This is a genomic window from Vibrio sp. 10N.261.51.A3, from assembly GCF_041471965.1.
GTDB classification, from domain to species: domain Bacteria; phylum Pseudomonadota; class Gammaproteobacteria; order Enterobacterales; family Vibrionaceae; genus Vibrio; species Vibrio crassostreae_C.
The window spans coordinates 60114-79702 of record NZ_JBFRPK010000059.1 but is presented as its reverse complement, the minus strand read 5'-3'; the positions used below and the strand labels follow the sequence as shown (position 1 = coordinate 79702).

Here is a 19589-nt window from a genome sequence, read left to right as displayed (position 1 = left end):
CCAATTAGGAAACAAAGCCGGGTGTTGTCGAACAGATAACAAAGAACACTGAGTAAACACAAAATAATAGGGAAATATGATGGTTACAGCACTTTACGCAGCCTTGCTGACGATCGTAATGATTTGGTTAGCAATAGAGGTGATCAAGCAAAGGCGAATCAATCTTGTTGCTCATGCTGATGGCGGTGTCGAGTCGTTACAGATAGCACGTTCGGCACAAAGTAATGCTATGGATTACATCCCAATCACCGTTATTTTGATGGGATTGTTAGAGATGAATGGCGCCGGTGTGTGGCTGATTCATGTCATTGGTGTGGCGTTTATTCTGGGGCGTGTGATTCATGCGAAAGGGATCTTAGCGAAGAACTTCAAAGGTCGAAAAGTGGGTATGGTGTTAACGCTTATCTGCATGATCTCTTTGATTGTCCTAAACTTAGCTTACCTACCTTTTGATAAAATGTTCTAGGGAGCATTATGGCGTTGCGTCTTCCTCCTGCTTGGGCGATTGTCCTCGCAGGCTTGATACTCAACATCATGGCGATTGTCATGTCGAGCTTGGTGCTCGATAAAATTGAAGCTGAGAAAGCGGAGTACAACGATCGCAAATACGGCAATGTGTACTCAATACAGCTTGCTTGGAATACGATTGAAACCCTAGAGCGCAAGCGTGAAGCGATCCTGATTCACCTTGATAAGCTATCCCCAGAAATCGCTCAACCTGCCACTGTTCTTGATGAAGCGCTTCGCGGACAACTTCGGAGTTGGGTGAGTGACGAGGTGCCGGCCATCTCGTTGGCTAATTTACCTAAGCTTATGATGCTGATAAACAATGCCCAAGAATCGCAACGATCACGAATTGATGACTACTATTTGGATAACCTGACCTTGGTTGAGTTGATCCAAAGGCTTGATGAGAAAATGGCTTTCTATAAGAACATCGCCCTGTTTCTTCAGGTGTTTGGTTTAGCGCTTATCTTAGCTCGCGACCTAGCAAGAAGACCTTAGTCTTTAACCTTATTTACCTATTTACTTGTACCGCTAACGAGACTCACTTGGCAGGTTGGGGTGCTGTTGGCCTTGGTACTTTGGTAACTGTTCTTTTAGCCCCTTAAACGTACTCAGTGCACTGCCTATCGATAACTTGTTCATCAACCAATTTGGCAAGATGCCCCCTGCGTTCGCATACGCGGTGTAGGTGATGTAGGTATTGCCATTAGTCAGCGGTTGCAGTGTCCAAAGTGCGTCCACATCGTAGATTCGAATGTACCCCGACTCTTTCGCCAAATAGTTCGACGCATCCTTTATCGACAAAACAAACTGCCCACCCTCGATGCTGTATTTTGAGTAGGTCACCATGTCTCGATCTCTGGCAGGCCACGGTGCTTTGAATTGGGTATAGACGATGTTTTCATCTTCAGATATCTGCATCAACACACGGCTTTGCGATACATTATCTATCCAGTTTGGCACGTTCTCACTGTCTTCCAATAACAGTAAAAAACCGGAGTAAGTGGTGGGCGTTTGCATCTGTGCTCGTATTTCGACCAAGCCTTCGCTGTGTGGCCTTTTATCAATCATGATGCCATCTTCACTTTTGACGAACTGCCATGGGTTGGCATAAGTCAGTGTCGATAGGGCGCAGAGGCCGAGTACCAAAATCTTAGGTAATGTCATTATTCTTCCATAAAAAGAAAAGCTTATCTGCTAGGAGTATAGAATAGAATAGAATAGAAATGGACTTAGTAGGTGTTGCCAATCGCTTTGGGTTGGCCTCTTTGGGGAAAATCCCAATGAAAACGGAAGCGTTCGGTCGCTTCCGTTTTATTCTTGGGCAATGGATAAGCGCTGTAGGCTAGAGCTTATAGGCTTCTACGGTTTTGATGGTTGTCCAGTTGCTGTTGGCGTCTTGGATGAACTCTTGTGTATTCTCCAGCCAGCGTTTCTGAACCGATTTGTCTAAGTTCAGATACAACTTTCCATCTTCCACCTTCCAAGCGAGAGGGTCGGTTTCAAACTTCTTACCCATGGCTACTCCAAACGCGCAGTAACCGCCATATTGAGGGGCATAGGCTTCTGGATTGGCTCGAAATTCATCTCTGTTTTCACTGCTCGCAAAGTTATAGATCGCATTCTTATAGGTCGCTGTGAACTCAGATGTGCCTTTTACTGGACCTTCATTGGCAAAGTAAGCGACAGGATCATAGCCTTTAATTGCGAGGTTATTGCTATCAACGCTCATGTCGATGTCTGCTGCCATCAGAGTGATTTTTTGACTGGTCGATTTCATGTGTGACATATCAAGTTCCTTGTCAGTGTTGGTTATCTTGTTTGAAATAATTTAGCCCACTCGTCCGGTCTATAGAGGGACAAAAGAACTAAAAACTAAGCGAATCGTTCGGAGGATGCATGGATCTGCTTTCACAACTAATGGAACACTTCTCGATACGCACTGGCGTTTTCTATTCTGGAAACCTGTGTGGAGTATCGTCATTTAACGCGCAACAAGGTAAAGAGGGCCACCTTCATGTATTGAGCGCGGGGGAGTTGAGCTTGTCTAGCGCTCACACGGAACACAGGCATTTGTCGCAGCCTTGCATTGTTTATTTGCCGAAATGGCGTCACTGGCCGCGATGTCTCGCACTCAGTTTATTGAAGCGTTCAAGCGAGAAGTGGGTGAAACGCCGGGAGACTATGTGCAAAAGTGGCGAGTCTCTGTAGCTCAATCTCTGCTATTGCAAAATAAGCCGATCAATTGGGTTGCTGATGAAGTGGGTTACAATAGCTACTCAGGATTCTCACGTGCTTTTCAACATGTTGCCGGAGTGTCGCCGCGTCTTTGGCTGAAGCAAAATGTGTCGTGAAACGCCGGGCAACCCTACGCGTTTTATGGCTATTCGCATGAGATTGGCCTATGTTTTAGCGGAAATTGAGCGTGGTTTGTTCATTTCTCGAATGACGGTGTAAAAAGGTGGACTTTATAAGCGCGTTGTAACATCCTGCCCGTCCTATTTTATCAGACATCAATGAGACGAAGTGCCTGCTGAACATTATTCAGCCTCCCGTATCTCATTAAAGCACTAAGGAGTTCCACTTGAACCTATTTGTAAGAGACCTTACCGTTATCGATTCTTCATACATCTGTGAACACAGAGGGGTCGTAGGAGATAGTTGGATTTTAGATGTCACCATGTCTGGTGAACTTAATGAAATGAGCATGGTGCTGGATTTTAGCAAGGTCAAAAAGCAGATCAAACAGCTTGTCGATGAGCACGTTGATCACCGTTTGCTGCTGCCAATGCAAAGCGCTGCAATTGTTCTTCAAGCGAGCAAAGCGGGCTACTCTATGGTTGATGTGTTGCGTGGTGACAAGAGCCTCCACCTACATTGCCCTGACGAAGCATATTGCTTGATTGATGCAGAAGCGATCACTATCGAGAGTGTGACCGCACACGTTTATGATATTCTTCGCGATAACCTGCCAAGTAACGTCACAGGGTTAGAGATCACCCTTCGTCATGAGAACATTAATGGCGCGTTTTACCACTATACCCATGGTTTAAAAAAGCACGATGGTAATTGCCAACGCATCGCCCATGGTCACCGTTCTCCAGTAGAAATCTTGGTTGATGGTCAGCGTGACGAACAACGCGAACAGGCATTTGCTCAGCGCTGGGAAGACATTTATTTAGGTTCTAAAGAAGACCAAGTTTCAGTTTCATCACTTAACCTGAGTGAACACGCGAAAAGTGTTAATGATGAAAGTCACTATGGCTTTCGCTACACCGCACCTCAAGGCGAATTTGAGCTAGCGATTGCTAAGAGTGAAACAGAAATCTTGCCGACGGATACCACGGTGGAATTACTGGCAGGCTATATTGCGGATCAAGTTGAGCCTAGCCTAACAGAGAACCAATCACTACAAATCGTCGCTTATGAAGGTGTTGGTAAGGGCGCAATGGCGTTCCGATAACACTCCAGCGAGTGACACAGTCTCATTACTGACATGATGAAATAAAGGCAAGATAATCCGTTATCTTGCCTTTATTTTTTGTGACTCTTTAAAACTGATTTAGCTGATGATGTTAGGCACAAACACTAACGAAGCAGCAAACGTCGCAGTGGTGTTTTTTCGATTCCAACAACCAACCCGAAGCTCAACAATACGGTGCCAAAAAATACCGTAACGTCTTTTGCCAATTCCGTAATGCCTAAAACTCCACAGACATTGAACAACACGATAATGATCAGCAAATGGCTGACGTAGATACCTAGCATGCGATTTGAAATGGCGCGAACCCAAGCGTAGTTACCCATGTTTGGATTTGCTAAAAGCCACATGAACACGCCCATCCCCCATAGCGCCGTGCCAAACAAGAAATCATTCATGTTGAATCCGACGTCGAACGTGGTGAGCCATGATGCCTCAGCAAAATGAATCAACATGCCTAACGCTAATAACCCCAACGCTTTAGTTGATGACACCTTCCATTGATTCTGACGAATAAGGAAACCTAAGGTCACCATTAACGTGCTAAAGAACGGGCCATTACGTGTGAAGAAAGGTGCTTCTAACCCGGTTAGCGTTGCGTAGCTGCCCGCTAAAACACCATAGACGTAAAGTGCAATTGCCGCTGGTAATAGCAGTTTGTCGAGTTTCATTTCGACTATCAAAGCAATGATCAAAACTGCACATACGAGAGCGGGAATAAACCATAAATGAACCAATCCACCCTCTAAGAAAGAGTTAAGTGGCGTGTTCATTAAGAAACCCCAATAGCCTTGGCGCTCACCTAGGTAACCAAACTCTTCTACCTTCGCGAGGTTGAATGGCATCACTAAGCAAATGATGCTCCATGCTAACCAAACCTTAAGCAGTGGTTTAGAGTAATTAATGACGGTTTGCCACGGGGAGGCAGTCAGCTTGGGCTGAATAAGATAACCGGAAATTAGGAAAAACAGAGGTACCGCAAAACGAGCGGTTTGGTTGAGTACATAACCGATCCAAGGCACTTCATCTATTTGCCAATAAGTGAGTGCCACTTGGCCATGTAAGCCAATGATCGCCAAGATAGCAATCACTCGACCCAACTCAATACTGGCGATGTGTTGTGAAGGCGTATGTTGAACGGAAGACATATCAGATCTCTTAGTAAAATTTTTACGAAATCTAGCAGTCTTTATGCCCAACCAGTTAGTCCTAAATCAAGGCTTATGACCTTTGTTTCAAGGCTAGTGTCGGTTTTTTGAAGCCTGTCGCAGCTATATTAAATCCATTGCAGTAAGTACAAAAATACCGAGAGTACAAGTGATAAGAGAAACAACAGTAGTAAGCGCGATGATGTTAGCCGCCAGTGTTGAGTTTCCTCCCATCGCACGAGCCATAACGTAGCTTGCCGCTGCCGTTGGTGCCGCGCTCATCAAGAAGATAAGCCCGAGATCGAGCCCTTCAAATCCTAAGTACCCAGCCGCCAATGTAATCAGTAACGGTGAGGCAATTAACTTGTAGCTAGAGGCGAACCACGTCGATAACTTTTCTTGTTTGAGCGAGCTGATGTCCAGCGACCCACCGGTACACAGCAGTGCCAAAGGTAACGTCATGTTGGCAAAGTACTGACCAGCATCAGTGACCATTTTTGGGATAGGAATCGAAAGCGCATAGAAGACGACCGCTAAGAAAATAGCGATGATCAATGGGTTCTTGGTAATCGACTTAGCGATCACTTTAATCGCTTTCGCACCAGTGTCTTCGCCTTTGGGTGTCAGTGCAATCACGGCTTGAATGTTATACAACACGGTTAGAGATGCGACATAGATAGCCGCCAATGCCACGCCTTGGTTGCCATAGATATTAGCCACATAGGCGAGGCCGATGATCGCGGTATTGGCGCGGAATCCACCTTGGACAATCACACCTTGATCTTTCGAACCTTTAAATACTAATTTGGTTGAGAAAATCGTGAACAAGAAAAAGACAAAGTTAGCGATGACGCCAAACGCAACTAACGCGCTACTGGCTGAAAAGTTGTGATTCGATTGAACAATACTCAGAAATAGCATCGCGGGCAGGGTGACTTGAAATACCACCTTAGATGCGACATCAATGAAATTGTCATTGATTAAGCCGATTCGCTTGAGCATCACACCAAGAAACAGCATTAAACAGATAGGGCCTGTTACCGACGCCGAAAACGAAAACTGTTCCCAAAGTGTGTTCATTCTCTTTCCCTAGTTATTAAGCTCAATAATCGGTTAACTCAAATTCCTTTGAATACTGTCGCATTTTTCCACAGTTCTTTGATAAGACAAAATGAATACCTAGGGTTAAGTAAAAAATCTTGAAAAAAAGAACGAACGTGCTAAAAATAATGTATCAGATTTATTATTGGTGAATAATGAGTAAGGGAAAGATAACCAAAGAGTATATTTTGAGCCATGCATTCGCGCTTGCAAGTGAGAATGGGCTTGAGAGTTTGACGATTGGCGAGTTAGCCAAGCAGTGTGGCATGTCTAAGAGTGGCTTGTTTGCACACTTCAACTCTAAAGAAAACCTGCAACTCTCTGTACTCGAGTATTCCAACGCCATATTCACCGAAAGAGTCATCATTCCCGCAAGAGAGCTGGGAGATGGTGATATTGAAGCGAAATTGAAACAGCTGCTCGACAATTGGTTGGGCTGGAACCATTCATTCCAAGGCAGTTGCATGTTTATTGATGCATGGAAAGATGCGGGCAGTGAAAGGTCTGTGATTCAGAAAGCACTGCAGAAAACCATTTCAGTGTGGATTGACTACTTGACGATTCAGGTAGCAAAAGCGGTTGAGAGCAAACAGTTCAGAGCCGATTTAGACCCGAAACAGGCAACCTTCGAGTTATACGGTCTTTATTTGAGTGCGAACTTGTTCTACTCGTTACGAGGCCAACAAGCGAGCCACACCCATTTTTGGAGTGGCGTCGAGCGCTTGGTAGCCAGTTGGAGAGCGGTTTAATACATACAGCAGGTTAACTCGCAAATCATGTGACTTTGCTTAACTAAGGTTTGCAAAAGATTTTAACAGAAGTGGCGGCAAGCAATCATAAACAGCGCTATCGTCATTTTTTATACTAACAAATAGCACGGTCGTTCGATTTTCAGGGCCGAGCTCGATCCGCCAATGATGATGGCGATACAAGGAGCGGTCATGAGTGACAAAATCTACTTTAATACATCGAACAAATTCAGCTTCAAGCGCAGCTTAATTGGCGCAACAACCAACCTGCATTACATCCTAGCGCCGAGTCATGCGAAGAAAACCGCACGTAAGTTGCTGCTCACTCCAATGCGTACTGAGCAGAAAAATGCTGATCCCCAAGGGCTTATCAAGAGTGAAATCAAAGGTCGTGATGGCGTTTTAAAAACCTATTCTTTGGGTACGGGGCCTGTTTGGGTGCTGACTCATGGTTGGTCTGGCACCGCGAGTCAGTTTTTCCCTCTGATGGAACATATCGCCGCTAAAGGTTTTACGGCTCTGGCTTATGATCACCCTGCTCATGGTGGCAGTGATGGTGTACATGGTCATATTCCTGCGTTTGTGAACGGCCTTGAAGCGATTCTCGATTCGGTGGGTGAGGTAGCAGGTTTGGTCGGTCACAGTATGGGCACGGCTTCTGCGTTGGAATGTAAGCACGTTAAATTGGAAAACAAGCCATTATTGCTGATTGCACCTGTACTGGATTATCTAGAAAACCTATTTGGCAGCGTTGCGCGTTCTGGCTACTCAATGAAACTGTTCGAGGCGGTAGTTGGAGAAGTCGAAGAGCAGTTTAACTATCCAATTCAGTCTGTTGATCCCTATGGAAAGCTAGCGCTTCGTGAGTCTCAAACGATCATCGTTCATGATGAGCAAGACAAGTTTACTAAGTTTGATGTGTCTCAGCGTGCTGCTAATGAAATGGGTCGCGTTACTTTAATTGCGACTCAAGGACAGGGCCACGGGCGAGTAATGAAGTGCCCACAAGTATTTGAGAGCTTTGATAACTTGATTGGTTAACTTTAACTAATCAAGCCAGTAGAACGCAGGTTAAGAAAACAAACACTAAAAAGGCCAACCAGACATTATCTGGTTGGCCTTTGTTTTAGGGATTTAGTTGATGCTTAGTTGGTGTTTAGCTCAACCCTATTTTTAGTTAACAGCTTGCAGGACCAATCTCTTTCCACACGCCCCATTGGCCTGTCGTTGTTGGATCTTCACCGGTTGTCCACCATTTCGCTTCCCAAATCTTACCGCCTTGAGTCACTTGGTCGCCACCAGTGTAAACCGCGCCTGAATCCCAAGCGTTAGTACACGTACCGCCGCCTGTGGTTTTCTTTAGAACTTTCACTGAAGTAGCCGCAACCGATGTATCAGTGCCATCGCTGACCGTTACAGAGAAGTTCAGCGTTGTATCTTGCGTGTATTCCGCCGCGACAAAGCTCACTGAAGCACCTTGAACCGTTGCATCGATACCAGCAGGTACATCCCACGTGAAGGTCAATGTGTCTTGGTCTGAATCGCTTGAAGCCGAAGCATCAACCACGACTACATCACCTGCATTCACTTCAGCCGGAGCCGTAACCACAGCAACTGGTGCTGTATTGACTGGGCCTGTGTCTTTAGGAGTTACCGTTACAACAACGGTGTCAGTTGCAGTAGCGCCTTCGTTATCAGTTACCGTTAGGCTGAACGTGAGTGCTTCTTGTTGCGCGACTTCAACCACATCGAAGCTTACAACAGCCGCATTCGCGTTCGCCAGCGTTACTGCCGTGCCGCTTACTTGTGACCAAGCATAGCTCGCGATTGTACCGTCGCTGTCTTTTGAAGCGCTGCCATCTAGAGAAACAGAGGCTGGGCCTTCAACTGATTGGTCTGCGCCTGCAGCTGCCGTTGGTTTACGGTTTACAGGATCTGTTGTACCGCCAGCAAGGCCTTCATGCATTGCGTTGAGGATGTCGCCGTTGTCTGCATCAATTTCCCAAGAGAATAGACCCGCAAGGCCAAGGCTACGAACGTACGCGCCTTTTGCTTTTACTGAGCGGTCATCATCAAATGTGATGAGCTGGCCTGAAGTACGGTTCCAAACGTAAGGCGCTTCTGCCATTTCGTCGTAGCCATATTCGAAGCCGTTGATGCCTTGGTTATTCGCGCCAAGCATGTTTGCTTTAATGCCTTTGTAATCAATAACGCCATCTTCCCATACGCCTTGCGCAGAGCTGCCTTTCAGTTTGCCGTTACCAACGCCTGTCATAGGGTCGCTCGGATCGGTGAGTGATGATGGTAATACGCCTTCCCAACCACGACCGTACATCGCTGTACCAACCACAAGCTTGTTCGCTGGAACACCTTGCTCAAGCAACAGTTGGATGCCGTTGTCTGTGGTGTAAGCTGGGCCTGTGTATTGTTCGCCATTTTCATCAAGGCCTGTGCCATCACATTGACCAGGACGCATGAAGTTACCGCAGTTTAGTGCTGTTTGGTGACCTAACACGTTGTTCCAACCGCCGTAGAAGTCGTAAGTCATTGCGAAGATGTAATCCATGTATTGGATAGCATCGCCGTAGTTCACGTCTTCAATCTTATCGTGACCAACACCGATCGCAGAAGTGAGCTCGTAAGTACGACCGTTTTCCGCTTCTAGCTCATCTAGCATCACGCGAAGTTCTGCCATCAGTGCAATGTAAGCTGGGCCGTCATTTACAGGATCACCAAGGTCTGGAGCAGCACCGCCACCACCAGGGAATTCCCAATCGATATCCACACCGTCGTAGAATTTCCATGTGTTAAGGAATTTCTTAACAGACGCTACAAAGGTGTCACGGTTGGCTTTAGTTGTGAATTCAAAGAACGGGTCAGACAGCGTCCAGCCACCAATCGATGGGATGATCTTCAAATCAGGATTACGCTGTTTGAGCGCCATCATCATTGCGTAGTTACCCTTGATCGGTGAGCTGTATTCGTGGCCCGCTTGAGGGAAACTCTTCTGGAAAGCAGCCCATGGGTCGTGAATCACTACTTCGTAATCATTAACACCCTGACAAGCTGTCATGAGGGCGTTGTAGCTGTTTCCACCTACCGATTTTACTGATTCGTTAGGACCACAAATTGGGATGAAGCCGTAAAGGATGTGGGTCAAGTTATCAGCAGGTAGGTTATCTACCGTGTAGTCACGACCATAAATACCCCACTCAACAAAGTAAGTACCGACTACCGTGTTTGGATCTGTGTTGTATGACTTGTTGTTTGGATCCACATTCATCGCAAGTGGCGCTAAGTGTGCGCCATCTGTATCGGCAATCGTGATTTTAGCGGGTGCGCTCTTGCTACAACCTGTTTCATCACACGCTTCGATTTCCATCTCAAATAAGCCGCCTTGGCCGTATTCGAAAGAAGCTGTTGTTTGGCTGCCAGTGATTGGGCCGGTGGCCACTTTAACGCCATCAAAGTAGATGTTGTACGTGTTTCCTGACGTTCCGCTCCATTGGTTGAACTTAACGTCGACCTTCGCTTGGTCGTGATATTTCACCATCTGGTTGTAGCCAGAGGTGGTTTCCATCGCGAGTTCAATTTTAGAAAATTGCAGGTTGTTGGAACCGTACATGTCGATGCTAGGTGCTGTTGGAGCAGCTAATGCTGTACCAGATAGCGCTAGAGCAATGCTTGCAGCACAGGTATTTATACGAATCATACTATTTCTCTCATTCCTTGAAGATTACGAGAACCCAATGGCCCCATAAACGGCTCCAATCAGTTTTGAAGGAGCTTCCCAGTCAGTATTCGAGAGAGTTTTAATTTCATAACTGAAAATAAATCCGTTTTCGATGGACAACTAAAAAATTGTATCTTGTTACAATTCTGTTGCTTAATGAATGAGAGGCTGAGTCCATGTTTTATAAAATAAAACATCCTTCAGTAGGAAAATCTCACAAGTGAAAATTCACGACATGAAGTTATGAAAAGGTGCGACAAACTATAAGAAAATACTGTGGATTGAAGCTGAATCACAAAGTGAAGTATGTTGAGCGAGCGGGGGCGATCGACGGGTAAACTTGAAGACGAATGCTTATGGCAGTATGGATAAGAGGGTTATCTTTTGAATTGCTCAGCTAAGGAAGCGCGTCGTTGTTGCATGACACTATGGGTATCACCAGTCGCAGTATCTTCGTAGCCTTCTTTAATAAATTGCTGAGATGGTACGCTTGGCTCTAATCGCTTTAAGCGAGGCGAATCGTAAGTACCACTGATGGTGTAAACGGTGGTTCCAGAGCCAGTGTTGATCGTGACGATCTTCCCGTCAAAATCGAATGAGGTAGTGATAAGACGATGATTCATCATCACACCGTTTTCTGAAAGTGTCAGGATGTCGGTGTTGTAAGGTGGCGCCGCAATCTCTATCCATGTGCCATAGACGTTGCTTGGGCTGACAGATTGCTGGTGGGCTTGGTAAGCAAAATAGCCGGCGGTGAGGGCAACCATAAAGCCAGCTAATAGGAAGCCGTAGAGTAACGAGTTGGCAAATAGATCTCTGCTTTTAGTCGGCTTTTTTGCCATTATCTCTTCATTTTTCGACTGATATTGTTTTAGATTCTATTAATTAAAACCTTAGTTTGCAAAAATTGTTCTAAGAGTTAGAAGCAGGATCGAATGTTCTAATAAATGTGGTTGCGTTAGTGGTTTTTAGCCTTGCTCCTCAGTATTTACGCTATCAATGAAAGCGAACTCCAGAAATGCTTAAGCTATGCGTATTTATTTCTTGTAGGAAAGTCTCGAATTGGTTAAAACAATTATCACCTAAATTTACGCATAGGCTTACTCGGTGAGCTCAATAATTGCAATTTGAAGATAACAAGGAAGTACAATGATTAAAGAAAACACATACTTTGAAGGTGGCGTTAAGTCGTTAGCGTTTAACCAGTCTGGTGCTGATGTGAGTGTTGGTGTAATGGCGGCTGGTGAGTACACGTTCGGTACTGCGGCTCCAGAAAAGATGACCGTTGTTAAAGGTGCTTTGATTGTAAAGCGTGTTGGCGATGATGATTGGACGACATACCAATCTGGTGAGTCTTTTGACGTTGCGGGTGACTCTTCATTCGACCTACAGGTAAAAGAAGCGACGGCTTACCTATGTGAGTACTTGTAATCAGGTCTAAATTTGTTCAATCAGGCATCGTTTGTCTCTGATTTAATAGAAAAAAACCACGCTCTAGGAGCGTGGTTAAATAAGTGATAGTAACCGGCAGTGGATAGTGTCACTTGTTTTTGTAGTCATCAAATGGATGACCAAATCGTTGTTCGTTGCAAAATCTCTTCAACCTTCAAAGCTCAAAGCCAAGACATCAGTAAGTCTCAAACACACCGTTGTTGTAGTCTTGAATTGTCTGTTCAATCTCTTCCATCGAGTTCATGACAAACGGACCATAGTGCACGACAGGTTCATTAATCGGCTGACCAGAAAAAATCAGTACACCTGAATCTTCTAGGCTTTCTAAAGACAACAATTCAGCTTTGGTGAGTTGGGCAAGTTGACCTTGGTTGATGACTTTGTCGCCGATCTTAATACTGCCTCGGTACACGTAAGTCATGGCATTGTGATTAACATTAGTCCCTAACGTGACTTTTTGCCCAGAATGAGAGCGCCAATCCGCAACGCTTAATGGCACACCTGTTTTCTGTAATGGGCCTTGAGCTCGTAAAGCCTCTGAATCATCGTCGGTTTGGTTGTGCAGCTCAAACCCTCCGGCAATCATTCTTAACAAACCACTTTGTTCACTTTGATGTTCCACGATGCTTTCACTTTGGAAGTCGTGATATTGCGCCGGCTGCATTTTGTGTGTCGCAGGTTGGTTTATCCAAATCTGGAAACCATGCAGCGCGCCTTCTTCCATCATTGGCATTTCACTGTGAATGACACCACGACCTGCAGCCATCCACTGCGCGCCACCGCTGCGCAGTTCTCCAACATTCCCCATATGGTCTTTGTGTTGGAAGTGACCTTGCAGCATGTAAGTGAGCGTTTCTATCCCACGGTGAGGATGTGGAGGAAAGCCGCCAACATAGTCTTTGCTTTCATCCGATTTAAGTTCATCAATCATCAAAAATGGAGAGAAACGTGCGTTGTTAAAACCAGCGAGTCTTTGGATTTTGACGCCATCACCGTCGGAGGTGGCATGTGCTGTAATCACATGATCTACTGCTCTTACATTCGTCATTTTAAAACCCTCATAAACTTGAATAGCTGTAGTTTATGTAATTTGATTGAAAAAGAAGATGGCACAGCGTTGAGTGACTTATTCGAAAATCTTGAACAGGTAACAATATGAAATTATGTCTATACTCAATAGAGAGTATATCGCCAAGGAGGCCGCTATGGCAGTTCAGCAAAAACATGGCGAAAGGCATGGTCGGATAGGTTTTGATAACGACTTTACAACGGAGCAAAGCCAGCGCTTTACAGAGGTTGCAAACAGCGCAGTTAAACGCCGCGTGAAAAAACGTGAGATAGAAGCGCCGTTTATTCAGTCAGCTAAGCAAGCCGCTTTTAAAACCGTGGTGAGGCGACCTAAAGGGAATAACCCAAACCGAACACGTCAAGTCATATGGATTATTATGATCGGGTTAGTGAGTCTTTGGCTTATGTACCTTGCAGGTTAGCAGCGCCGCTCCGTTATAGGAATGGCTAGCGTTGGCGCGTTTTTAATAGCGTAACATTGTTCCCTTCGACCTGCGCTTCAAAGCAATCTTCAAGTTCAGATGAATCCGGTGCTGAGCTAACAAGGCTCGTTGGTAGTTCTTCTATCAGGGTCGATACTGGGTTGTCGTGATAATAAGCGTATCGGTTTTTCCCTGAATGCTTGGCGACATACATCGCTTTATCAGCACATCTCGTCAGCTCATGTAATTCTTGGGCGTCTTGTGGGTATAAAGCAACCCCAACACTTAGCGTCAATTCCTTGATTCTCTCGTTTGTTTGGCAGCCGCTTTCGAACAGCCCGCAGATCCTATCTAGAATGCCGTCTAGATCTTTACGAGTTGGCACATCGTAGAGCATCAGAACAAACTCGTCTCCAGCAAAGCGCGCGATGGAATAATCGTATTCATGGCTTTTTCTGTCTCTGGTTCGAATGTTGTTGCTCAAGCGATTGGCAAAATGCTGTAAGACACTGTCTCCCACATCGTGCCCGTAGCTGTCGTTAATGCCTTTAAAGTCATCTATATCCAAAAAGACCAATGCCGTAAGTGATCGCTCACTATCCACGGTGGCTAGTTTTTCTGTCGCCCAGCGTTCAAAGCTCCAACGGTTTGCCAAGCCGGTTAACTGATCTCTGTAAGCGAGATCTTCAATGCCTTCTTTATACAGGCGTTGAATATAACTGACGGCTTTTGTGTAGTAATAGGCGGATGTGTGGCACACCAAGCTCATGGTAAATAAGCTAAGGAAAAATCTGTGTGTGCTGTTAAATGGTAAAGAAAAATTGTTGGGCATTGCTGTAATCAAGGTGCTGATGAACAGGCAAAACGAGGTGCTGAAGATTATGCCAATTCTGAAATCATTAATGAAAATGACCGCGGCCAGAATTGGGTAGAGCCAGAGGATGCGATCTGGGATGGCGTGACTGTACAAGAATAGGATGACGCCCTGAACTAGAAGAACACCACTCAGAATCAATTCGGAATACTCAGGATTGATGACTTTTCTTACATATAAAGCGTTAGAAATGGCAATGATGGCGAAGCACAATTCGAATATTGACAGCGTGTAATGCTCGCCTTCGAAGTAAGCCCAAGTATAGAAAATGAATAACGCAGCGGCAGTCAGTGAAAAGGAGTGGACAATTTTTTGCTTGCGGGTGGATCGTATGTCCGCCATTTCTTCTAGGTGCCTGCCGACGAGCCTTTTCATGTGATCTGTGCCAAAGTTTTTGATAATGGTGTTAATAGTAGATTAAATAACAAGCTATGCAGAGGCTTAGATGTCTATTTAGTGTGACTACTATCAAGGTTTCATATGAAAGGCTGTTCAATCAATTCCAAATAGTGATGTATATCACCGATGGTGCTGGTCATCTCTAGAAGATTAGATTTAAGCATCAAACTTGTAACCGTTGTTTGATGTTTATCTACTTGCTTTCCAGAGAGTTACTCCACATAGTTTGTAAACGACCAAAATTAAGAAAGGCTCATTATGTTAATTACCTTTAGTTGTAAAGCTCATGCTAGTGTCACGATGTTTGGTGAAGTCGGCCTCCAGTTCATCAAGATGCTTGGGCATAGCGGCTCCATCCCAGGTGCTATGGATGCTTCAGAGGTTCCTCAAGCTCTGGATAATCTACGTGCTGCTATTGCAGCAGAGCAGAGCAAGTCCGTAGAGCATGAAAATACTGATGACGACAATGAAGAAGAGGTGGTTGAAGCGCCTGTTAATATCGGTAGTCGAGCGTTCCCACTGGTTGAATTATTAAAAGCTGCCATCAAAGATGAATGTGAAGTAATGTGGGAAGACGGTAGCGGCAAGCGACTGTAGTACGATTCACGCGAAACGTAACAAGCCTATTGAATCTATTTTAATCAGAATGAATGCTGAACCAGTATCGGACACACCATGACCATGGAGTTTTATGGTGATGAACCGATACTGGTGTTTTTTTAGTGAAGTAATCCACTCGTTTCTGTTTATTTACAAGGTTCGTCAGCCCTGAAATGAGTGACTTTTGTTATCGTAATATCAATCCATAACAGACCGTAAACAAAGTGATGCTGTTCACGGTTTCTTGACTCCCAATTCCGAACTAAGAATTTTTCCTAGTTATTCTAAGACCCTCTCTCATGCGGTCGATTTTTAGACTCCTTATTATTTCACGGTCAACTAACAAAGAATGCATGGTCGCAATTATGCCGTGCAGACCTCACAAAAAATAAGAGAGTTCACAATGTTAAAGTTCCTAGATCAGGTTAGAAAACCGACGCTGGATCTTCCGGTCGAAACTAGAAGAAAGATGTGGTTTAAACCATTCCTGCAATCGTACCTAGTCGTGTTCATTGGTTATCTAACCATGTATTTAATCCGTAAGAACTTCAATGTCGCGCAAAACGACATGATTTCTACTTATGGGTTATCAATGACCGATCTAGGTCTTATCGGTCTTGGTTTCTCAATTACTTATGGTATTGGTAAAACCGTCGTTTCCTATTACGCCGATGGTAAAAACACCAAGCAGTTCCTGCCATTTATGCTTGTCCTTTCTGGTATTGCCATGTTGGGCTTCAGCTTCAGTATGGGTGGCGGCAGCGCTAGCTTATTCATGATGGTTGCCTTCTACGCATTGAGTGGTTTCTTCCAAAGTACGGGTGGCCCTTCAAGTTATTCAACGATCACTAAATGGACGCCTCGTAACAAACGTGGTTCGTATTTAGGGCTTTGGAATATGTCACATAACGTGGGTGGTGCGGGTGCAGCTGGTGTTGCTCTGTTTGGCGCAAACTACCTATTTGATGGCAACGTAATTGGTATGTTTGTTTTCCCATCTATCATCGCGATTGTCGTTGGTTTTATTGGTATGCGATTTGGTAACGACTCTCCAGAAGCATACGGCTTAGGTACAGTCGAAGAGTTGTTTGATGAAGAAATCAGCGAAGAAGATACAGCTGCTGAAGAGAATCAAATGACCAAAAAAGAGATCTTTGTTGAGTACATTCTTAAAAACAAAGTGATCTGGTTGCTCTGCTTCGCGAATATCTTTTTATACATTGTTCGTATCGGTATCGATCAATGGTCTACCGTTTACGCGTATCAAGAGCTAGGCCTATCAAAAGAAACGGCTATTTCAGGCTTTACTCTGTTTGAAGTCGGTGCTCTGGTTGGCACATTGATGTGGGGTTATTTATCAGACCTTGCGAACGGACGTCGTGCTTTAGTTGCTTGTGTATCGCTTGGACTGATTATTGTCTCTCTAGAGTTCTACCAAAATGCAACGAGCGAGTTCATGTACCTAGCATCACTGTTCGTACTTGGCTTCCTGGTGTTCGGTCCTCAACTGTTGATTGGTGTTGCTGCGGTAGGTTTTGTACCTAAGAAAGCAATCAGTGTTGCTGACGGCGTGAAAGGCACATTTGCTTACCTAATTGGTGACAGCTTTGCCAAACTTGGCCTAGGTATGATTGCGGATGGAACGCCAATTTTCGGCTTAACGGGTTGGAAAGGGACATTCGCAGCACTCGATACGTCAGCTGCCATTTGTATCGTGTTATTGCTATTCGTTGCGGTTGCGGAAGAGAAGAAAATTCGTCACGCGAAGAAGATGCACCTAGCGGCTCAAAACGCGTAATTATTATCACGTGCTTTATTTGATTAAAGCACGTGAGATCATACCAATCGTTAGTTCGATTCAGTATCATCTCTATCAATAAACTTAATTTTATATAGCTCCTATCGGGGCTATTTTTCTTTCTTACTCTTAATTTTGGTTGATATCATGATTAATGTTGCGCTTGTTGATGACCACGTCATTGTTCGATCTGGTTTTGCTCAATTACTCAGTCTTGAAACTGATATTACGGTCGTGGGTGAATTCAGTTCTGCGGCAGAAGCGCGCCTCGGACTACCAAGTTGTCACCCTGATGTCGTTATCTTGGATATTTCAATGCAAGATGAAAGTGGCCTGAGTTTGTTGGAAGAAATCCCATCAGGCATTGCCAGCATCATGTTGAGCGTACATGACTCTCCGGCGATGGTTGAAAAGTCGTTAGAGTTAGGAGCTAAAGGTTATCTGAGCAAGCGCTGCAGTCCTGATGAGTTAATTCAAGCCGTACACACGAGCGCAAATGGCGGCTGTTACCTTACGCCAGATATAGCAATAAAGCTTGCGACACCACTAAAGAATAAAGCCTCTTTAAATCAGTTAACCCGCAGAGAAAGCGAAGTGTGCCAATTATTGGCGACAGGGCTCGATGTAAAGTCTATTGCTGTCGAGTTAGGGGTTAGCCATAAAACGGTACATGTGCACCGTGCCAATGCCATGGACAAACTTAATGTTAAAAACAACGTTGAGCTAGCCAAACTATTCACTCAAGAACAGTACTAATGCGCTCTTACCTAGCCACCTCCCTATGCGGGGTTTTTATGGCGGGTTGCGCATGGTTTTGTTTGTGGGTTATCGCTTTCTATTTTATTAATGACCCTGAGTTAGCCATTCTGCTTTTCCCATTCTCGCTGCGATTGGGAATGACACTGCACACTCGTACACAATATTGGCCTGCCATTTACGTTGCAGAGTGGGGGCTCGCAATCGCTTTGGCTCTATTACTGGATGAACCCCAATGGTTAACCGTTTTAATCGCCAGCGGATTAAGCATTCCAGCAACTCTATTTGCCAAACGGTATTACTACGGTGACCAAAATCGGCACTTATTGGTCATGGCCAGCATTATAATGGTGACTTCACTGATCAATGTCGCTGTCGTCGGTTCTCACGTGCCTGCAACTTATATGGTGTGGTTGGTGAGCATCACTGGCGGGTTAATGCTCGTCCCAATGTGCTATCTAGTTTGGAATTATCTATTTCAAAACAAGTGGGCACCGTTGAGCTCTTACTTAATTCACAATGCTGTTGAGTTTAAAATTCGTCATATTGCCTTATACAGCGTATTGCTGGTGGCCAGTATATTGATACAGACTAGCCTGCCAGATGAACTTAGACGCTTCGCCCCATTTTGCATGGCGATTCCCATTATCTTGTTGGCGGTTCGCTACGGTTGGCAAGGCGCCTTGCTTGCCACCTTGCTAAACAGTGTCGCGCTGATAGCTGCCCACAGTGGAACGTCCAAACTCGAAATTACCGATTTACTCTTATCTCTTTCTGCTCAAACCATCACTGGCATATTGTTGGGTCTTGCGGTTCAAAAGCAAAAAGATCTCAATTCGAAATTGCGCAGTGAGCTCTCCAGAAATCAAAATATTTCACGTCAGTTAATCACGGCTGAAGAATCGGTTCGTCGTGACATTGCTCGTGAGCTACACGATGAAATCGGTCAGAACATCACGGCAATTCGAACTCAAGCAAACATTATTAAGCGTGTTGATGCCGCTGAAATGAGTGTTCGTTGTGCGGGCACGATTGAGTCATTGTCTTTGAATGTTTATGACACCACTAAACGCCTACTCACAAAACTAAGACCTAAAATGTTGGATGACCTTGATCTAAAAGACTCCGTTGAACAGCTCATACGGGAAATGGAGTTTTCAGATCATGGCGTTGATATCCAGCTAAATTGGCAAGGTGATTATTTATGTTTGAGTGACACGCTCAAGGTCACTCTCTTCCGACTGTGCCAAGAATCCTTAAACAATGCCCATAAATACGCCGGTGCGAGCGAGATTAAAATTGAACTGATTTTGGATGATCAGGCTTATCTTCAGATATCAGATAATGGCGTTGGTTTTACAGCGCAAGATCTTCTCAAGGGGATGGGTGTTCGTGGTATGCAAGAGCGTGTTCAGGCGCTCGGTGGAAAGATGACAATCAACGCTAATGGTTCCTCTTCGGGCACCAATATCAGCGTTACATTACCTAAAGTGTGAGAACG

General features: G+C 44.9%; 20 protein-coding genes and 1 pseudogene. 13 read left to right on the top strand and 8 right to left on the bottom strand.

The window, feature by feature from the left end; genetic code table 11:
• Positions 1–79: 79 nt before the first annotated feature.
• Together AB4371_RS15195 and AB4371_RS15190 are read left to right on the top strand one after the other, a co-directional pair.
• Positions 80–466, top strand: a complete 387-nt coding sequence (locus tag AB4371_RS15195; RefSeq protein ID WP_017061526.1) for an MAPEG family protein — start codon at positions 80–82, stop codon at positions 464–466.
• An 8-nt stretch (positions 467–474) separates the two neighbouring features.
• Positions 475–1005, top strand: a complete 531-nt coding sequence (locus AB4371_RS15190; protein ID WP_102321281.1) for a DNA mismatch repair protein — start codon at positions 475–477, stop codon at positions 1003–1005.
• Between the two features lie 33 nt (positions 1006–1038).
• On the opposite strand, the gene AB4371_RS15185 is transcribed toward AB4371_RS15190, so the two are convergent.
• A complete protein-coding gene (locus AB4371_RS15185; protein ID WP_372100729.1) occupies positions 1039–1674 on the bottom strand; it encodes an START domain-containing protein in 636 nt (211 codons plus the stop codon).
• 59 nt (positions 1675–1733) lie between these two features.
• On the opposite strand from AB4371_RS15185, the gene AB4371_RS15180 reads away from it, so the two are divergent.
• Positions 1734–1856 (top strand): hypothetical protein, encoded by a 123-nt coding sequence (locus AB4371_RS15180; RefSeq protein WP_017061529.1) that lies wholly within the window; start codon positions 1734–1736, stop codon positions 1854–1856.
• Here the strand turns inward: AB4371_RS15180 and AB4371_RS15175 are convergent.
• Positions 1853–2296, bottom strand: a complete 444-nt coding sequence (locus AB4371_RS15175; RefSeq protein ID WP_372150273.1) for a YHS domain-containing (seleno)protein — start codon at positions 2294–2296, stop codon at positions 1853–1855. The two genes, AB4371_RS15180 and AB4371_RS15175, sit on opposite strands and share 4 nt — an antisense overlap.
• 110 nt (positions 2297–2406) lie before the next feature.
• Between AB4371_RS15175 and AB4371_RS15170 the strand changes: the two are divergent.
• Both AB4371_RS15170 and AB4371_RS15165 read left to right on the top strand, forming a co-directional pair.
• A pseudogene (locus AB4371_RS15170) lies at positions 2407–2861 on the top strand (helix-turn-helix domain-containing protein).
• A 230-nt stretch (positions 2862–3091) separates the two neighbouring features.
• Entirely contained in the window at positions 3092–3970 is an 879-nt protein-coding gene (locus AB4371_RS15165; RefSeq protein WP_372150272.1) for a 6-pyruvoyl tetrahydropterin synthase family protein, read from the top strand.
• 125 nt (positions 3971–4095) lie between these two features.
• Here AB4371_RS15165 and AB4371_RS15160 read toward each other — a convergent pair whose 3' ends face one another.
• Together AB4371_RS15160 and AB4371_RS15155 are read right to left on the bottom strand one after the other, a co-directional pair.
• A complete protein-coding gene (locus AB4371_RS15160) occupies positions 4096–5136 on the bottom strand; it encodes an acyltransferase (RefSeq protein ID WP_372150271.1) in 1041 nt (346 codons plus the stop codon).
• 123 nt (positions 5137–5259) lie between these two features.
• Positions 5260–6216 (bottom strand): AEC family transporter, encoded by a 957-nt coding sequence (locus tag AB4371_RS15155; RefSeq protein WP_102321390.1) that lies wholly within the window; start codon positions 6214–6216, stop codon positions 5260–5262.
• 176 nt (positions 6217–6392) lie between these two features.
• Here AB4371_RS15155 and AB4371_RS15150 point away from each other — a divergent pair, with 176 nt between their 5' ends.
• Positions 6393–6986, top strand: a complete 594-nt coding sequence (locus AB4371_RS15150; protein ID WP_029235279.1) for a TetR/AcrR family transcriptional regulator — start codon at positions 6393–6395, stop codon at positions 6984–6986.
• A 192-nt stretch (positions 6987–7178) separates the two neighbouring features.
• Positions 7179–8027 (top strand): alpha/beta hydrolase, encoded by an 849-nt coding sequence (locus AB4371_RS15145; RefSeq protein WP_017065066.1) that lies wholly within the window; start codon positions 7179–7181, stop codon positions 8025–8027.
• Positions 8028–8163: 136 nt separating this feature from the next.
• Here AB4371_RS15145 and AB4371_RS15140 read toward each other — a convergent pair whose 3' ends face one another.
• Positions 8164–10698 carry a glycosyl hydrolase family 18 protein gene (locus AB4371_RS15140; protein ID WP_372150270.1) on the bottom strand — a complete coding sequence of 845 codons (2535 nt, stop codon included), beginning with the start codon at positions 10696–10698 and terminating at the stop codon, positions 8164–8166.
• 398 nt (positions 10699–11096) lie between these two features.
• Positions 11097–11561: a DUF2850 domain-containing protein gene (locus tag AB4371_RS15135; RefSeq protein WP_017065063.1), complete on the bottom strand. Its 465-nt coding sequence runs from the start codon at positions 11559–11561 to the stop codon at positions 11097–11099.
• A gap of 307 nt (positions 11562–11868) precedes the next feature.
• Between AB4371_RS15135 and AB4371_RS15130 the strand changes: the two genes are divergently transcribed.
• Complete coding sequence (locus AB4371_RS15130) at positions 11869–12150, top strand: pyrimidine/purine nucleoside phosphorylase (RefSeq protein ID WP_017057600.1); 282 nt, start codon at positions 11869–11871, stop codon at positions 12148–12150.
• Between the two features lie 196 nt (positions 12151–12346).
• Here the strand turns inward: AB4371_RS15130 and AB4371_RS15125 are convergent, their stop codons facing one another.
• Positions 12347–13219 carry a pirin family protein gene (locus AB4371_RS15125; RefSeq protein ID WP_372150269.1) on the bottom strand — a complete coding sequence of 291 codons (873 nt, stop codon included), beginning with the start codon at positions 13217–13219 and terminating at the stop codon, positions 12347–12349.
• A 157-nt stretch (positions 13220–13376) separates the two neighbouring features.
• Between AB4371_RS15125 and AB4371_RS15120 the strand changes: the two genes are divergently transcribed.
• A complete protein-coding gene (locus tag AB4371_RS15120) occupies positions 13377–13661 on the top strand; it encodes a hypothetical protein (protein ID WP_017061541.1) in 285 nt (94 codons plus the stop codon).
• A 25-nt stretch (positions 13662–13686) separates the two neighbouring features.
• Here the strand turns inward: AB4371_RS15120 and AB4371_RS15115 are convergent, their stop codons facing one another.
• Entirely contained in the window at positions 13687–14877 is a 1191-nt protein-coding gene (locus AB4371_RS15115; protein ID WP_102394660.1) for a GGDEF domain-containing protein, read from the bottom strand.
• Between the two features lie 315 nt (positions 14878–15192).
• On the opposite strand from AB4371_RS15115, the gene AB4371_RS15110 reads away from it, so the two are divergent.
• The 4 genes from AB4371_RS15110 (at position 15193) to uhpB (ending at position 19584) form a co-directional block, all read left to right on the top strand.
• Positions 15193–15531: a DUF1840 domain-containing protein gene (locus AB4371_RS15110; protein WP_017061543.1), complete on the top strand. Its 339-nt coding sequence runs from the start codon at positions 15193–15195 to the stop codon at positions 15529–15531.
• Between the two features lie 406 nt (positions 15532–15937).
• Positions 15938–17332 carry a hexose-6-phosphate:phosphate antiporter gene (gene uhpT / locus AB4371_RS15105; RefSeq protein WP_065111768.1) on the top strand — a complete coding sequence of 465 codons (1395 nt, stop codon included), beginning with the start codon at positions 15938–15940 and terminating at the stop codon, positions 17330–17332.
• Positions 17333–17479: 147 nt separating this feature from the next.
• Positions 17480–18088 carry a transcriptional regulator UhpA gene (gene uhpA, locus AB4371_RS15100; protein WP_065105109.1) on the top strand — a complete coding sequence of 203 codons (609 nt, stop codon included), beginning with the start codon at positions 17480–17482 and terminating at the stop codon, positions 18086–18088.
• Positions 18088–19584, top strand: coding sequence for a signal transduction histidine-protein kinase/phosphatase UhpB (gene uhpB, locus AB4371_RS15095; protein ID WP_372150268.1), 1497 nt, complete (start codon positions 18088–18090; stop codon positions 19582–19584). Before uhpA ends, uhpB begins: the two co-directional genes overlap by 1 nt.
• Positions 19585–19589: the final 5 nt, after the last annotated feature.

Excerpts from the sequence above, each read along its gene's own strand:
- AB4371_RS15195 (WP_017061526.1), top strand. The coding sequence starts at position 80 with ATGGTTACAGCACTTTACGCAGCCTTGCTGACGATCGTAATGATTTGG.
- AB4371_RS15190 (WP_102321281.1), top strand. The coding sequence starts at position 475 with ATGGCGTTGCGTCTTCCTCCTGCTTGGGCGATTGTCCTCGCAGGCTTG.
- AB4371_RS15185 (WP_372100729.1), bottom strand. The coding sequence starts at position 1,674 with ATGACATTACCTAAGATTTTGGTACTCGGCCTCTGCGCCCTATCGACA.
- AB4371_RS15180 (WP_017061529.1), top strand. The coding sequence starts at position 1,734 with ATGGACTTAGTAGGTGTTGCCAATCGCTTTGGGTTGGCCTCTTTGGGG.
- AB4371_RS15175 (WP_372150273.1), bottom strand. The coding sequence starts at position 2,296 with ATGTCACACATGAAATCGACCAGTCAAAAAATCACTCTGATGGCAGCA.
- AB4371_RS15160 (WP_372150271.1), bottom strand. The coding sequence starts at position 5,136 with ATGTCTTCCGTTCAACATACGCCTTCACAACACATCGCCAGTATTGAG.
- AB4371_RS15155 (WP_102321390.1), bottom strand. The coding sequence starts at position 6,216 with ATGAACACACTTTGGGAACAGTTTTCGTTTTCGGCGTCGGTAACAGGC.
- AB4371_RS15150 (WP_029235279.1), top strand. The coding sequence starts at position 6,393 with ATGAGTAAGGGAAAGATAACCAAAGAGTATATTTTGAGCCATGCATTC.
- AB4371_RS15145 (WP_017065066.1), top strand. The coding sequence starts at position 7,179 with ATGAGTGACAAAATCTACTTTAATACATCGAACAAATTCAGCTTCAAG.
- AB4371_RS15140 (WP_372150270.1), bottom strand. The coding sequence starts at position 10,698 with ATGATTCGTATAAATACCTGTGCTGCAAGCATTGCTCTAGCGCTATCT.
- AB4371_RS15135 (WP_017065063.1), bottom strand. The coding sequence starts at position 11,561 with ATGGCAAAAAAGCCGACTAAAAGCAGAGATCTATTTGCCAACTCGTTA.
- AB4371_RS15130 (WP_017057600.1), top strand. The coding sequence starts at position 11,869 with ATGATTAAAGAAAACACATACTTTGAAGGTGGCGTTAAGTCGTTAGCG.
- AB4371_RS15125 (WP_372150269.1), bottom strand. The coding sequence starts at position 13,219 with ATGACGAATGTAAGAGCAGTAGATCATGTGATTACAGCACATGCCACC.
- AB4371_RS15120 (WP_017061541.1), top strand. The coding sequence starts at position 13,377 with ATGGCAGTTCAGCAAAAACATGGCGAAAGGCATGGTCGGATAGGTTTT.
- AB4371_RS15115 (WP_102394660.1), bottom strand. The coding sequence starts at position 14,877 with ATGGCGGACATACGATCCACCCGCAAGCAAAAAATTGTCCACTCCTTT.
- AB4371_RS15110 (WP_017061543.1), top strand. The coding sequence starts at position 15,193 with ATGTTAATTACCTTTAGTTGTAAAGCTCATGCTAGTGTCACGATGTTT.
- uhpT (WP_065111768.1), top strand. The coding sequence starts at position 15,938 with ATGTTAAAGTTCCTAGATCAGGTTAGAAAACCGACGCTGGATCTTCCG.
- uhpA (WP_065105109.1), top strand. The coding sequence starts at position 17,480 with ATGATTAATGTTGCGCTTGTTGATGACCACGTCATTGTTCGATCTGGT.
- uhpB (WP_372150268.1), top strand. The coding sequence starts at position 18,088 with ATGCGCTCTTACCTAGCCACCTCCCTATGCGGGGTTTTTATGGCGGGT.